Genomic DNA, 14,424 nt, shown 5'->3' with positions numbered 1-14,424 from the left:
CAGTTACGGTAGAGGAAAGGGCCTCGGGCTTTCAAGACAGGGTAATGGCGACACTTCACCAGAGGTGTAGGGAAATCCCGACAGAGACGAGAGGATTCTGCGAAGTCCGCTGTAGGACTTTGTTCCGGAGGTGGTTTTCCGAAGGTTATTCAATCACTCGGGAAGAAACGGAGGAGCAAGCTCCTCCATCCCGATCACGCGCGAGCCGCCACCGGCAGCGGTGCTGCGAGCAAGCGCTCGTCCAGCAGACCGAGGCCCTCCTGGAACAACATGTTGCTACGGTCAGTGTCGCCAAGCCGTGCCAGAAGACGAGCCAGTTCCGCGCACGCTTCCGGATTGCGCTGCACGCGCAGGCTGCTTTCCAGGTAATCCCGCGCCTTGCCCCAAAGACTGGCTTGCAGGCACAGACGTCCCAGCGTCAGCAGCAGGCTGGCATCGCCCGGATGATCCTTGAGCCAGCCTTCCGCCGTCTGCAACTGCCGCGCCGGGTCACTGCCACGTACCAGACCATAGAGGCGCGCCAGATGGCTGTCGTACTTGCGCTTGAGCGCCGTGCGCAAAACTTCTTCCGCCTCGACCTGAGCGCCCAGCTGACGCAGTTGCTCGGCGTATGCCAGCACCAGCGCAGGCTCCTGACGCTGGGCAGACGTCAGTTGCTGCCAGGCCCGGTTCAGCGACTGCAAACCCACCGCACCATCCTCTTCGCGATGCGCCGCCAGGGAGAGGTTTTCTCCCCAGGCACGACGCTCGAGTTCGGTCAGTTCGGCCGGTGGCAGAACTTTGTCCTTGCGCAGCTCCGGCAACAGCCGGATCACTGACGACCAGTCACCACGCTGCTGATGCAGGCGCTGCAACTGACGCAGGGTCTGGACATTGTGCGGATGGCGCTCGTGCATCGCCTGCAATGTGACCAGCGCACCATCGGTATCGCCACGATCGGTCTGCAACTGCGCATGGCTGAGGGCGATCGCCAGTTCGGCCTGCGGCTGACGCTCGAGCGCGCGCTCCAGCAGGCGATCGCTTTCCTCGTAGTTGCCTTGTTCGTTGGCGGCGCGGGCGGCACCCAGGTAATACAGCAACGGTTGACGCTCGGCTTCGGCGGCCCGGTAAAGGTGACGCTGGGCACTGGCCCAGCGACCTTCGGCCAGGTCGAGCTGACCGTGCTCGATCGCCACCTGCACGCGACGGCTGCGGTTGCGACGCGACCATGGATTGACCACGCCGCCGGAGGTCAGCACCAGTTCGACCAGCGCCTTGATACCCCAGACCAGCAGCCACAGCACCGCCACCACTGCCAGGGTTGCCCACAGGCTCGATTCATAACGAAAGCTTTTGTAGGCGACCAGCACGTAACCGGAATGCTCGGCAATCGCCAGACCCAGCGCCGCCGTTGCCGCGATCACCAGAAACACGATCACATACAGGCGCTTCATGGTGTCGCCTCCTGCGCGGTACTTGCGGCCGGTTTGGCGAAGGGTTTCACCGAGTCTTCGGCGTTGACGTTACGGCGCTCCAGATAGGCCTGCACCGTGCTCAAGGTTCCGGTGAGATCCGGCGTGTTGACGGTAACCGGTTGCTTGCTCAGTTCCGCGACCTGTTCGAGCATGATTTTGCTCTGCGGGTTGTCCGGGTTGAAGTTGCCCGTGAGGACGTCACGCGCTTCGGCCAGGGCCTGGGTGTACACCGGCGCCTGACCGTTGAGCGCGGCCCATTGCGCCTGCTCGAGCGCAAGGCTCAGGGCCAGACGCACCTGGCTCAGGCTCTGGCCGGCGAGCAGCGGCCGGACGTTCTTGTCGGCGTTGAAATCGATGCGGATATAGCGCGAGATCTGATCCCACCACTGCGCCCAACGACTGGCACCGTCGCCATCGGAAGTCAGGCCCAACAGCGAATCGCCGCGATCCTTGTACTCCGGCGCCAGCTCGGTGAGACCGACGACCTGATCGCGCAAGGCGCCCAGGCGCAGGAACAGCCCGGTGCGATCCGGCTGCTCGGTACTGCGCAGCGCTACAAGAGTTTTCGCCACTTGCTCGCGGGCGGCGAACGAGCCGGGATCGTTCTGCTCGCGCAGGATTTCGTCGGCACCCTGGACCAGCGCCTGGGCGCTGCTGATGTCCTGCAGGGCGGAAAGACGCAGGCTGGCCAGACGCAGCAAGTGCTCGGCCTCGGCCAGGCGCCAGTCCTTGCGGCTGGCGCCGAGGACGGTTTCCAGGCGTTGATTGAGGCGCTGCTGATCGCCCTGAAGTTGCGACACCAGACGCTGGCGATCAGCAAGCTCATCGGCGCCAGGCAATTGCCCGAGGCGCTCGGTCAGTCGTTGCTCGTTGAGCTTCAGGGTCTGGGCCTGATCGCTCAATGCCTGAACCTGACTCAATTGATTTTGCGTGTTGGCCTGCAGATGTCGCACCTGCCAGACACCCCAGCCACCCACCGCAACACCGGCGGCGCCGAGCAGCAGCGCGAGAATGGCCAATCCGTTGCCTCGGCGCGGTTCCGCGGCCGGTGGCGGTGCATCAACCGGTGTATCGATCACAGGTTGAACGTCATCTTTAGGCAAGGCTGTTTCGCTCACGTATCCATCCTTTGCATTAGAGAACGGGCACGGGATGCTCCCGTAACGCCGTCAGCAAGGCCGCAGCACTGGCGCCGCGACAATCCACAACTGTTCGGGCCCCGGCGGCACTTGCCTGCTCGGCAACCCTTGGGCTTGGAACAAACAACGGCAACTGCGCCAGTGCAGGCCAGCTGTCGCCGGCCAGTTGGCGCAGGTGCTCGAAACCCTGTCCACTGCTGACCACCAGCCCGTTCAGGCGTTCCGCTGCAATCCTGCGGGGCAGCTCCTGCGGCGGATAGTCCGGCAGGTCGCGACGGTACAACTCCAAGTATTCGACACTAGCACCAAGCGTGCGCAGGCGCTCGGCCAGCAGCTCGCGTCCGCCCTCCCCGCGCAGGATCAATACCTGTGAACCGGGCATGGCCACCGCCTCAAGCAGACGCGGCAATTGCAGCAAGGCTTCGCTGTCGTCGCCCGCGTCCGGGAAGCTCACATCCAGCCCCCGATCCCGAAGGATAGCGGCGGTCGCCGCGCCCACGCTGAACCACGGCATCGTCGGCGTCGCCAGCCGCAGAGCGTCGAGCAGATCCACCGCGATCCGCGCCGCTGGCTTGCTGACCACGATCACCGCGCTGTAGCGCGGCAGTTGCATGATCGTGCGGCGCATTGTGTCAGAGACCGGCAGAGGGGCGATTTCCAAAAGCGGCAGACAGCTGCTGAAAAACCCTTGTTCGGCCAGCACGGCGGCGAGCGCCGAACAGTCCTCCGCCGGGCGCGTCAGCAGCAGGCGCCAGGCGGTCACTCGTGACCTGCCTCGCCGTAGACTGCCTTGAGAATATCGTCGGCGCCTTGGCTGAGCAGGTCTTCGGCCACCTGCACGCCCAGCGTCTCGGCTGCCGCACGCGGTGCACGGGCTTGTGCGTTGAGCAGCTTGCCGCCGCTCGGCTCGCCCACCAGCCCGCGCAGCCACAACTGATCGCCTTCGAGCACGGCGTAGCAGGCGATCGGCACTTGGCAGCCGCCATTCAGGTGTTTGTTGAGGGCACGCTCGGCCGTGACACGGTCAGCGGTGTCGGCATGATGCAGGGGCGCAAGCAAGGCATGGATTTCAGTGTCGGCGCTGCGGCATTCGATACCGACGGCGCCCTGGCCACCGGCCGGCAGACTGTCGTCGACGCTGATGGCCGAGGTGATGCGATCTTCGAAACCGAGGCGGATCAGGCCCGCTGCCGCGAGGATGATCGCGTCGTACTCGCCGGCGTCGAGCTTGGCCAGACGGGTGTTGACGTTGCCGCGCAGGAAACGGATCTCGAGATCAGGACGGCGCGTCAGCAACTGCGCCTGACGGCGCAGGCTGGACGTGCCGACGATGCTGCCGGCTGGCAACGCATCGAGGCTGGAATACGTATTGGAGACAAACGCGTCACGCGGATCTTCGCGCTCGCAGATGCAAAACAGACCAAGGCCTTCGGGAAAATCCATCGGCACGTCTTTCATCGAGTGCACGGCAATGTCGGCTTCGTTTTCCAGCAGCGCGGTTTCCAGTTCCTTGACGAACAGGCCCTTGCCACCGATTTTCGACAGGGGCGAATCAAGCAGCTTGTCGCCGCGACTGACCATGGGCACCAGCGTCACCAGCAGGCCCGGGTGGGCTGCTTCCAGACGGGCTTTGACGTATTCGGCCTGCCAGAGGGCCAGAGCACTTTTGCGGGTGGCGATGCGGATTTCGCGAGAGGACATGGATCAATCCGTACTGAATAGATACGGCGGATAATAACAGCTCAGCCAAATCCACTTTGACCTGAATCAGAAACGGCGTGGCCTCCCTGGCCTGCAATGCCTGGTGAAAAGAACGAAGAACCGCCCGGAGCCTGCGGACTAAAGCCCCTGCATCATTTTGCGCACGCCCGCCACATGCCGGCGGCTGACGATCAGCGCGTCACCGTTGAGGCCCTTGAGGAACAACTGGAAGTGGCCCAGCGGTGTACGTTGCAGACGCTCGATGCGGTCGCGGGCGACCAGCGCGTTGCGGTGGATCCGCACGAAGCGCTCGCCGAATTCGTCTTCCAGCGCCTTGAGCGGCTCATCCAGAAGGACTTCGCCAGCTTCGTGGCGCAATGTCACGTATTTGTGGTCGGCAATGAAGTACACCACCTGATCCAGCGGAATCAGTTCGATGCCTTTGCGGGTGCGGGCGCTGATGTGGCTGCGCGGGCCGTTACCGCTTTCGGCGGCAGGACGGGTCAGGGCCGAGAGCTGGGCCCGGTTGGGACGTTCAGCCCGTTTCAGGGCGTCATGCAGATGTTCGGTTCGCACGGGTTTCACCACATAGCCCACGGCGCTGGCCTGCAGGGCTTCCACGGCAAATTCATCGGGACCTGCGCAAAACACCACGGCCGGCGGGGTTTCGCGTTCGCACAGACGGGCAGCCACCTGCAGGCCATCGAGGCCCGGCATGCGGATATCGAGCAGTACGATATCCGGCTTGTGGCTGTCGATCAGTGCCAACGCCTCTTCGCCATTGGTGGCGCTGGGCTCCAGGACTGTGTAGCCCTCGAGCTCGCTCACCATTCGGCTGAGTCGCTCGCGGGCCAGTGGTTCGTCATCAACGATCAGGACATTCATATTGCGCTGGATTCCTGCGTGAGTCTCGCACAAGGATAGCGTAGACAAGTGGAGTGACGTCCGTCACCGCGATCCACGCTAAGACTAGCGCGAGCGCCAAAAAGTGCCGTACGTCGGCTGGCAATATTTGCCGACACCTGCAACGTACCGCCTGAAGCCCGTCGCCGACTGCGTTTTACGCAGGGTATGCCAATGGCCAATACACCCACCCCTCTCTCTTCTTATAGTCGGTGGCCGGACCTTTGCGCGATCCGCCGCCACGTCGACCCCTATGTCCTACTGTAGACGCTCGTCGGACCGATATTGCTCAATCGGAAAATATCCTTGCGCAAATCCTCCCGCGACACCGGCGACTATGGAGGAGGAGATGAGAAAAAAACGTATCGACCAGTGTCAGCGACAGGATTGGCAACCCTGTTATTATCCGCGCCAGCGTTTCACGCCTTCTTTCTTCAAGCCGATACGAGCGAATTCATGAGCACTGACAAGACCAATCAGTCCTGGGGCGGCCGCTTCAGTGAACCCGTCGACGCCTTCGTCGCCCGCTTCACCGCCTCCGTCACTTTCGACCAGCGCCTGTATCGCCACGACATCATGGGCTCGATCGCCCACGCCACCATGCTGGCCAAGGTCGGCGTGCTGACGGATGCCGAGCGCGACAGCATCATCGATGGCCTGAAGACCATCCAGGGCGAAATCGAGGCCGGCCAGTTTGACTGGCGCGTCGACCTCGAAGACGTGCACATGAACATCGAAGCACGCCTGACCGACCGCATCGGCGTCACCGGCAAGAAGCTGCACACCGGCCGTAGCCGCAACGACCAGGTCGCCACCGACATCCGCCTGTGGCTGCGTGACGAAATCGACCTGATCCTGAGCGAAATCACCCGCCTGCAAAAAGGCCTGCTGGAGCAGGCCGAGCGTGAAGCCGCCAGCATCATGCCGGGCTTTACTCACCTGCAGACCGCTCAGCCGGTGACCTTCGGGCACCACATGCTGGCCTGGTTCGAAATGCTCAGCCGCGACTACGAGCGTCTGGTCGACTGCCGCAAGCGCACCAACCGCATGCCGCTGGGCAGCGCCGCACTGGCCGGCACCACTTACCCGATCGACCGCGAATACACCGCACAACTGCTGGGCTTCGACGCCGTCGGCGGCAACTCGCTGGACAACGTGTCCGACCGTGACTTCGCCATCGAATTCTGCTCGGCCGCGAGCATCGCGATGATGCACCTGTCGCGCTTCTCCGAAGAGCTGGTGCTGTGGACCAGCGCGCAATTCCAGTTCATCGATCTGCCAGACCGTTTCTGCACCGGCAGCTCGATCATGCCGCAAAAGAAAAACCCCGACGTGCCAGAGCTGGTACGTGGCAAGACCGGCCGTGTGTTCGGCGCCCTGATGGGCCTGTTGACCCTGATGAAAGGCCAGCCACTGGCCTACAACAAGGACAATCAGGAAGACAAGGAACCGTTGTTCGACGCCGCCGATACCCTGCGCGACTCGCTGCGGGCTTTTGCCGACATGATCCCGGCGATCAAGCCAAAGCACGCGATCATGCGTGAAGCGGCACTGCGCGGTTTCTCCACCGCCACCGACCTGGCCGACTACCTGGTACGCCGTGGCCTGCCGTTCCGTGATTGCCACGAGATCGTCGGTCATGCCGTGAAGTACGGCGTCGACACCGGCAAGGATCTGGCGGAAATGAGCCTGGAAGAACTGCGTCAGTTCAGCGACCAGATCGAGCAGGACGTGTTTGCAGTGCTGACCCTGGAAGGTTCGGTAAATGCCCGTGACCACATCGGCGGCACTGCGCCGGCGCAGGTCAAGGCTGCCGTGGTTCGTGGTCAGGCGTTGATCGCCAGCCGCTAAAAGCATCGCGGGCAAGTCGAGTTTTCGACTTGCCCGCGAACTTGCTCAAGGTTTTCTACTTTTTGGCGGCGATCATCGCCAAAAACGCCGGCATCGCCGCATCCTTGTCCGCTGCAATCTTCTGCACATGAGGATTCCGCTCAAGCCGCTCCAGCAGCGCCTTGGCCTTCGGCATGTCCGCCAGCAGATCCAGACCGAACAGTTTGTGCCCCACCGCAGCCGCCAGCGGCACGCTGTAGAGAAAGTACAAATCCGCAATGCTCAGGCGGTCGCCCGCCACATACGGGGCGAACTTGCCGTGACGTCCCAACGCCGCAAAGCCCAGCAGTAATTCAGCCTTGGTTTTCTCCTTGATCGCCTCCGGCAGCGCCGTGCCGAAAAACGCTTCGCCGTAACAGGCACGGGCCGGCAGCTCGATATACAGTTCGATCTCCTTGGCCACCGCCATTACCTGAGCGCGGGCAAACGGCTCGGTCGGCAGCAGCGGGACACCCTTCTGGCTGCTTTCGAGGTATTCGAGCATCACCATCGTTTCATTGATGTAGCCGCCTTCGGCCCCCAGCACCGGGACCTTGCCGCGCGGACTGATGGCCAGAGATTCAGGCGTAGGCGTCGGGTAGAACGTGACCTCTTCGAACGGCAGGCCTTTTTCCAGCAACGCCAGTTTGACCATGTTGTAGTAGTTGCTGACGGAGAATCCATAGAGCTTGAACATCACATAGCCTCCAGGCCGTGCGGGGTGGGCAGTGCCTGTTTATAGATTGCACCGGGGATTCGCGCCAGCAGCATCACGCCGCTGAATGCGGGTAAACTGGCGCCTTTCCTTGAGGAGCCTGCCATGAGCGAGCCGACTGACATCGACAATGATGAAGAAGAGTTCACCGAATCGACGCTGATCGAAGCGATCGAGAACCAGATCGAAAGTGACAACCCGCCAGCGGCCAAGGCAACCTTCAACAAGCTGACGCTGGTCGGCTACGAGCGTGACGACATCCTGAATCTGATGGCCCACGTGCTGGCCTACGAAATCGACGCGATGCTCGACGAAGACCGCGCGTTCAATACCGAGTGGTACGAAACCGCGCTGCGCGCGCTGCCGGAACTGCCACCGGAAAAGCAGTAAACGGCCCTGCCCCGTGGGAGCAGGCCTGCTCCCACACAATTTGTCACCCATCTCTGCGGCCTTCCGCCACCCCCTGACTACACTGGAATCCACCCCGGGACAAAAACCCTGACACGCGCACTGGACAGGCCGCGCCGGCAGGTTCACCTTAGGGGCGCTGTCGTCCAATTCCTAGAAAGTCTGGAGTCCTTATGTCGCTTACCCCTGAGTTGGTTGCCGAACTGGAAGTCCTCGCACTCTTCAACCTGGACAGTTCCCAGGAAGGTCTGAAAATTCATCAGACCGCTGCCCCGAAGCACATTGCCGCCGCACAACGCCTGTTCGAAAAAGAACTGACAGACCAGCCTGATGGCGGTTACCTGACCAGCCTCGGTCGCGATGCCGCACAAAACGTGCAAACCGTACTGACGATTCTCAGAGAGCAGCAAACCGCCTGATCCTCCCGACTTTGCCCACGGAAACCCCTGCCACGGGATTTCCGCGGGCCAGCCATGAACGTCCCCCATCGCCGCGCGATAGAAATCTGACGTCAAAAAACAAATTCAGCTTAAAACTCCTGCCGCTCAGGCGCTAAACTCCCGGACACCCGAGACCCCTTGCCTCCGAGCCCTGCGCGCCGGTTTGAGCCGACATGACCCGCACCCATGAAATCCGCCCCGACCTGGACGAAGGCATCGACCGCAAGGTACTCAGCCAGCTACGCGCGCGTTTTCTGAAACTCAATGAAGGCCGCCTGAACCGGGCGCTGGAAGGTCTGTCGACGCGCCAGCAAAGCGTGCTCACGCTGCTGCCACTGTTTTTCCACGTCAATCATCCGCTGTTGCCCGGTTATGTCTCGGGCAGTACGCCGGCCGGGCTGTCGAATTACGAACCCGACGCCGATGTGCTGGCCGAAGCTCAGCGCCTGACGCGCTCGTTCTCCTATAAGCCGCGTCACGGCAGCAACCCGCCACGGCCGATTCACGGGCTGTTCCTGATGGGCAGCCTCGGCACGCTGGCCCAGGCCGACCAGAGCGACATGGATGTGTGGGTCTGCCACGCCCCCGACCTTAGCGACAGTGATCTGGCCGAGCTGCGCAAGAAATGCCAGCTGCTCGAAACCTGGGCCGCCAGCCAGGGGGCCGAGGCGCACTTTTTCCTGATCGACCCGGTGCGCTTCGTCAAAGGCGAACGCGACACCCAGCTCAGCTCCGAAGATTGCGGCACCACCCAGCATTACCTGCTGCTGGACGAGTTCTACCGCACCGCGATCTGGCTCGCCGGGCGCACGCCGATCTGGTGGCTGGTGCCGGTCTATGAAGAACGCGCCTACGATGCGTACACCCACACCCTGATTTCCAAGCGTTTCATCCGCAACGATGAAACCCTCGACCTGGGGCCGATGGCGCACATTCCGCCGGGCGAGTTTGTCGGCGCCGGGCTGTGGCAACTGTTCAAGGGCATCGAATCGCCTTACAAATCGGTGCTCAAGCTGCTGCTGACCGAGGTCTACGCCAGCGAACATCCCCAGGTGCAGTGCCTGAGCCTGCGCTTCAAGCAGGCCGTATTTGCCAACCGGCTGGACCTCGACGAGCTCGACCCGTACATGGTGGTCTACCGCCGGATCGAGGAATACCTCACTGCGCGCAACGAGCCGGAACGGCTTGAGCTGGTACGCCGGGCGCTGTACCTCAAGATCAACCGCAAGCTCACCGGCAACACTCGCACCCAGAGCTGGCAACGCTCACTGCTGGAAAGGCTGGCCAGCGAATGGCATTGGGATCAGCGGCAACTGGCGCTGCTCGACAGCCGCAGCCAGTGGAAAGTCCGCCAGGTCAGCGCCGAGCGCCGGGCGCTGGTCAACGAGCTGAACTACAGCTACCGCTTCCTGACCCAGTTCGCCCGCACCGAACAGACTGTCAGCCTGATCAACAAGCGCGACCTCAACGTTCTCGGACGACGGCTGTATGCCGCGTTCGAACGCAAGGCCGACAAGGTCGAGTTCATCAACCCCGGCATCGCCCCGGATCTGGCCGAAGACACCCTGACCCTGGTGCAATCGCCGAACAAAAAGGAACCGGGCCAAACCCAGTGGGGCCTGTACAACGGCAGCCTGACGGCGCTGGAGTGGGAACACTTCGCGCCGATCAAGCGCAGCCGCGAGTTGCTGGAACTGCTGACCTGGTGCCACCGCAACGGCGTGATCGACAGCAGCACCCGACTGGCGCTGCACCCCGGCACCAGCGATATGAGCGAGTTCGAGCTGTTCAACCTGCTCGGCAGCCTGCAACAGAGCATCGCCCTACCCTTGTCGACCGTTGCCGAAGAACCGCTGTTGCGTGCCGCCGTGCCGAGCGAAGTGCTGATGCTGGTGAATGTCGGGGTCGATCCGCTCAAGCATCACCGCGACCTGAACATCCTGATGACCACCGAACGCACGGATTCGCTGAGTTACGCCGGCGTGCGCGAGAATCTGGTGCTGACCCTGGATCAGGTCACGCTCAACAGCTGGAACGAAGTGCTGGTCAACCGCTTCGACGGCCCGCATGCCTTGATGGACTGCCTGCGCGATTACCTCAACAACCTGCCGCGCGGGTCGCAACAACCATCGCTGCGAGTGCGCTGTTTCTGTCACAACCGCGCGCAATTCATTGCGCGCCGGGTGGAAGAAATCGTCGACACCGCGCAGACCCTGTTGCTCAGCGACCTGAATCACCGCTACCTGATCCAGGTGCAGCAGCATTACCACGTGCTGGAACTGGTGCCGGGCCAGGTCAGCCATGTCGCCCTCGCCACCCTGCCGGCACTGCTCGATTACCTTGGCGAGGAACAGCCGCGCTACAGCCCGCTGCACCTGGATCCGATGGCGCTGGAAGACCACGACCTGGCGTTGATCCTGCCGATGGGCCAGCCTGAATGCATTCAGGTGTTCTACCGGATCACCGAACAAACCGCCGAGCTGTACGTGCTCGACGAGTTCAATGCGCTGTGGCAACAGCACTTGCCCTATCACGACGAGCAAAGCCTGCTGGTGCCGTTGCAGCGGTTCCTGCAATCGATCCAGTTCCGCCGCGAAGCGCTGCTGCCGATGGATTCGGGTCATGCCGCCAGCCTTGAAATCTTGTATTACCAGTTATTGCCATCAGGGCCGGGGCGCGCGCGACGGGTCGAAATGCGCCCGGCGCCGCAGACACCGGTCAACAAACCGTTCTACGACGTGCAGGCGATCGTCGGCAAAGCCGCGCCCGGCGAAGTGCAGGTCACGCTGTATTGCAATCAACGGGAATTCAGCGAGCTGGAACATGGCGACCAGCTGTTCAGCGTGGTCGCCCGGGAGATCGTCGGACAGCGCCGGGAAAGCGAGCGCTACCGCTGCTATATCACCGACCTGGACCTGTCGGGTGTGATCGGTGACGGGCAGAGTTCGAGCAATCTGTATCTGCGTTACAAGGCCGACCTTGAACGCTCTCTGAACGAGGCGCTCGAGCAGGTCTGACGCGGGTTACTCCGGGAAATCACCGCCGTTGGCCGGCTGCGATTCGACTTCGAGCAAAGTCAGTTTCAGGGTCTTGCCACCCGGAGCCGGCCAGTCGATGTGCTGACCGACTTTCAGGCCCAGCAGCGCACTGCCGACCGGAGCCAGGATCGAGACTTTGCCTTCGTCGGCATTGGCGTGCTTCGGATAGACCAGGGTCAGGTGGTAGTCCTTGCCACTGCTCTCTTCACGGCAGTGCACGCGGGAATTCATCGTCACGACATCGGCAGGCACTTCATCGTGACCGACCAGGGTATCGGCGCGGTCCAGTTCGGTTTGCAGCGCGATCACGCCCGGCAGCGTGTCATCCAGGCTGTCGATCAGGCGCTCCAGACGTTGCACGTCCAGACGGGTAAGGGTGATGGAAGGTGCGGTCATGATCCGGGCAGACTCCTTTCTTCTGCACACAAAAAAAGCAAAACCCCGCCAAAAAAGACGGGGTTCTCACCAGGCCTCGATGGGTTGAGGCGTTTCCGGACACTATCACAGCTCAAAAAATATACAAGCTACGCTCCGGCGAGCTGCCGGCGCTGAGCCGCCTGCGCACAAATCACCCGGCGGCGCTCGTCATCGGCCGAACGCCACTCGCGGATGTCTTCGACATGGCGCATGCAGCCGAGGCAGACCTTCTGTTCATCCAGCCGGCACACGCCGGTGCACGGAGAAGGGACGGCCGGGCTGACGTTGCTGTAGAGCGGCTTCGGCGGACGGACGGGCGCAGTATCAGTCACGAAATCACAGGCCTTCGAAATCGAATTCGGTGCCGGCCTGCTGCTTGACGATGCGCTCGAGCATTTCGCCCAGCTGTTCTTCGCTCTTGTCGCACATCCAGCGTTCGCTTTCTTCGTCGTAGTCGAAGTGGAAACCGCCGGACACCGCGGCCAGCCACAGCTGACGCAACGGTTCCTGACGACTGAAGATCAGCTGGGTGCCGTTCTCGAACTTGACGGTCAGCACACCGGCCGAGTTCTCCATGTCGATGTCCAGGTCGCTGTCGTCGAAGATGTCTTCCAGTTTTTCCTGGGTTTCATCGACCAGATCGTGGAAACGGGCTTCGGACAAACTCATTGCGGCAACCTCAAAAAATGTCTGATCAGGCTCAAGCGCCGCAAGATACGGACGCTGCCAGCCGATTGCAAAGGATAACGACCAAGCGCCCTGCCCGGCGACGAAATATCCACCCGCCACGCGGGAAAAGTTTCCGTGCCGCAGCCCGAGCCCCGCCGGACGGGAGTTCCGTCGCATAGGCAAGCTGCCGGGTGGCCGGTATACTCCGGCGCAATTAACGCATTTTCAAGGATTTCGCCATGAAGCGCCTGATCTCTTCCCTTGCTGCGCTCGTCGCGGTTGCCTGCCTTGTTTCGGCTTGTGGTCAAAAAGGCCCGCTGTACCTGCCCGATGAAGATCAGGACCCGGCCGAGCAAGCCCAGTCTTCGCAAAAGCAGCCTGTCTCCAAGGCACACAAGCACGACGTTTACTAAGGGATCGCCATGGACGCTTTTAACTACCGTGGCGGGGAACTGTTCGCGGAAGGTGTGGCGCTGTCCGCCATCGCCGATCGCTTCGGCACTCCCACCTACGTTTACTCCCGCGCGCACATCGAGGCCCAGTACCTGGCCTACGCCGATGCGCTGGCCGGCATGCCGCACCTGGTGTGCTTTGCGGTCAAGGCCAACTCCAACCTCGGCGTCCTGAATGTCCTGGCCCGTATCGGCGCCGGTTTCGACATCGTTTCCCGCGGCGAGCTGGAACGCGTTCTGGCCGCCGGCGGCAGCCCGGACAAGATCGTGTTCTCCGGCGTCGGCAAGACCCGTGACGACATGCGCCGTGCGCTGGAAGTCGGCGTGCATTGCTTCAACGTCGAATCCACTGACGAGCTCGAGCGCCTGCAAGTGGTCGCCGCCGAGCTGGGCGTTCGCGCGCCGATTTCGCTGCGCGTGAACCCGGACGTCGATGCCGGCACCCACCCGTACATTTCCACCGGTCTCAAAGAGAACAAGTTCGGCATCGCCATCGCCGACGCCGAAGACGTGTACGTGCGTGCCGCGCACCTGCCGAACCTGGAAGTGGTCGGCGTCGACTGCCACATCGGTTCGCAACTGACCACTCTGCCTCCGTTCCTCGATGCCCTCGACCGCCTGCTGGATCTGGTCGATCGCCTCGGCGATTGCGGCATCCACCTGCGCCACATCGATCTCGGTGGCGGCCTGGGTGTGCGTTATCGCGATGAAGAGCCGCCATTGGCCGCCGATTACATCAAGGCTGTGCGCGAGCGTCTGGTCGGCCGTGATCTGGCGCTGGTGTTCGAACCGGGCCGCTTCATCGTCGCCAACGCCGGCGTGCTGCTGACCCAGGTCGAGTACCTCAAGCACACCGAACACAAAGACTTCGCCATCGTCGACGCGGCCATGAACGACCTGATCCGCCCGGCGCTGTACCAGGCCTGGATGGACGTGACCCCGGTCAAGCCACGCGAGACCGCTGCGCGTACCTACGACGTCGTCGGCCCGATCTGCGAAACCGGCGACTTCCTCGCCAAGGAACGCGAACTGGCGCTGGAAGAAGGCGATCTGCTGGCCGTGCATTCGGCCGGTGCCTACGGTTTCGTGATGAGCTCCAACTACAACACCCGCGGCCGCGCCGCCGAAGTGCTGGTGGATGGCGATCAGGCCTTTGAAGTGCGTCGCCGCGAAACCGTGGCCGAGCTGTTTGCCGGCGAAAGCCTGCTGCCGGAGTGAC

The 14,424-nt window shown here is 62.4% G+C and carries 15 protein-coding genes; 6 read left to right on the top strand and 9 right to left on the bottom strand.

What is annotated here, in order from left to right; all coding sequences use genetic code 11:
• Positions 1-194 precede the first annotated feature (194 nt).
• From QRN46_RS04040 to QRN46_RS04020, 5 genes are all read right to left on the bottom strand, one after another.
• Complete coding sequence (locus QRN46_RS04040) at positions 195-1,433, bottom strand: heme biosynthesis protein HemY (RefSeq protein WP_011336512.1); 1,239 nt, start codon at positions 1,431-1,433, stop codon at positions 195-197.
• Complete coding sequence (locus QRN46_RS04035) at positions 1,430-2,572, bottom strand: uroporphyrinogen-III C-methyltransferase (protein WP_011336513.1); 1,143 nt, start codon at positions 2,570-2,572, stop codon at positions 1,430-1,432. The genes QRN46_RS04040 and QRN46_RS04035 overlap by 4 nt, the downstream gene beginning before the upstream one ends.
• Positions 2,573-2,588: 16 nt before the next feature.
• Positions 2,589-3,356 carry a uroporphyrinogen-III synthase gene (locus tag QRN46_RS04030; protein WP_201818818.1) on the bottom strand — a complete coding sequence of 256 codons (768 nt, stop codon included), beginning with the start codon at positions 3,354-3,356 and terminating at the stop codon, positions 2,589-2,591.
• Positions 3,353-4,294, bottom strand: coding sequence for a hydroxymethylbilane synthase (hemC, locus tag QRN46_RS04025; protein ID WP_011336515.1), 942 nt, complete (start codon positions 4,292-4,294; stop codon positions 3,353-3,355). Before hemC ends, QRN46_RS04030 begins: the two co-directional genes overlap by 4 nt.
• A 138-nt stretch (positions 4,295-4,432) precedes the next feature.
• Positions 4,433-5,179 carry a LytR/AlgR family response regulator transcription factor gene (locus QRN46_RS04020; protein ID WP_011336516.1) on the bottom strand — a complete coding sequence of 249 codons (747 nt, stop codon included), beginning with the start codon at positions 5,177-5,179 and terminating at the stop codon, positions 4,433-4,435.
• A gap of 474 nt (positions 5,180-5,653) precedes the next feature.
• On the opposite strand from QRN46_RS04020, the gene argH reads away from it, so the two are divergent.
• Positions 5,654-7,048 carry an argininosuccinate lyase gene (argH, locus tag QRN46_RS04015; protein WP_011336517.1) on the top strand — a complete coding sequence of 465 codons (1,395 nt, stop codon included), beginning with the start codon at positions 5,654-5,656 and terminating at the stop codon, positions 7,046-7,048.
• 55 nt (positions 7,049-7,103) lie between these two features.
• Here the strand turns inward: argH and QRN46_RS04010 are convergent, their stop codons facing one another.
• Complete coding sequence (locus QRN46_RS04010) at positions 7,104-7,763, bottom strand: glutathione S-transferase family protein (RefSeq protein WP_201818816.1); 660 nt, start codon at positions 7,761-7,763, stop codon at positions 7,104-7,106.
• Between the two features lie 123 nt (positions 7,764-7,886).
• On the opposite strand from QRN46_RS04010, the gene QRN46_RS04005 reads away from it, so the two are divergent.
• The 3 genes from QRN46_RS04005 to QRN46_RS03995 all read left to right on the top strand — a co-directional run bounded on the left by QRN46_RS04005 (position 7,887) and on the right by QRN46_RS03995 (position 11,646).
• Positions 7,887-8,171, top strand: coding sequence for a hypothetical protein (locus tag QRN46_RS04005; protein ID WP_027610447.1), 285 nt, complete (start codon positions 7,887-7,889; stop codon positions 8,169-8,171).
• Between the two features lie 191 nt (positions 8,172-8,362).
• Positions 8,363-8,608 (top strand): TIGR02647 family protein, encoded by a 246-nt coding sequence (locus QRN46_RS04000; RefSeq protein WP_127648051.1) that lies wholly within the window; start codon positions 8,363-8,365, stop codon positions 8,606-8,608.
• A gap of 194 nt (positions 8,609-8,802) precedes the next feature.
• Entirely contained in the window at positions 8,803-11,646 is a 2,844-nt protein-coding gene (locus QRN46_RS03995) for a class I adenylate cyclase (RefSeq protein WP_285354312.1), read from the top strand.
• 6 nt (positions 11,647-11,652) lie between these two features.
• Here the strand turns inward: QRN46_RS03995 and rnk are convergent, their stop codons facing one another.
• The 3 genes from rnk to cyaY form a co-directional block, all read right to left on the bottom strand.
• Positions 11,653-12,063, bottom strand: coding sequence for a nucleoside diphosphate kinase regulator (gene rnk / locus QRN46_RS03990; RefSeq protein WP_007951886.1), 411 nt, complete (start codon positions 12,061-12,063; stop codon positions 11,653-11,655).
• 128 nt (positions 12,064-12,191) lie between these two features.
• Positions 12,192-12,416 carry a DUF1289 domain-containing protein gene (locus QRN46_RS03985; protein WP_045121669.1) on the bottom strand — a complete coding sequence of 75 codons (225 nt, stop codon included), beginning with the start codon at positions 12,414-12,416 and terminating at the stop codon, positions 12,192-12,194.
• A 4-nt stretch (positions 12,417-12,420) separates the two neighbouring features.
• Positions 12,421-12,753 carry an iron donor protein CyaY gene (cyaY, locus tag QRN46_RS03980; RefSeq protein WP_007951887.1) on the bottom strand — a complete coding sequence of 111 codons (333 nt, stop codon included), beginning with the start codon at positions 12,751-12,753 and terminating at the stop codon, positions 12,421-12,423.
• Between the two features lie 239 nt (positions 12,754-12,992).
• On the opposite strand from cyaY, the gene lptM reads away from it, so the two are divergent.
• A complete protein-coding gene (lptM, locus tag QRN46_RS03975) occupies positions 12,993-13,166 on the top strand; it encodes an LPS translocon maturation chaperone LptM (RefSeq protein WP_007951888.1) in 174 nt (57 codons plus the stop codon).
• Between the two features lie 9 nt (positions 13,167-13,175).
• Positions 13,176-14,423 (top strand): diaminopimelate decarboxylase, encoded by a 1,248-nt coding sequence (lysA, locus tag QRN46_RS03970; RefSeq protein ID WP_007951889.1) that lies wholly within the window; start codon positions 13,176-13,178, stop codon positions 14,421-14,423.
• The last annotated feature ends 1 nt before the right edge of the window (position 14,424 follow it).

Source organism: Pseudomonas sp. lyk4-R2A-10, from assembly GCF_030209075.1.
GTDB lineage: Bacteria > Pseudomonadota > Gammaproteobacteria > Pseudomonadales > Pseudomonadaceae > Aquipseudomonas > Aquipseudomonas glycinae.
The sequence above is the reverse complement of the archived record's forward strand: the minus strand, read 5'-3'. Positions and strand labels throughout refer to the sequence as shown.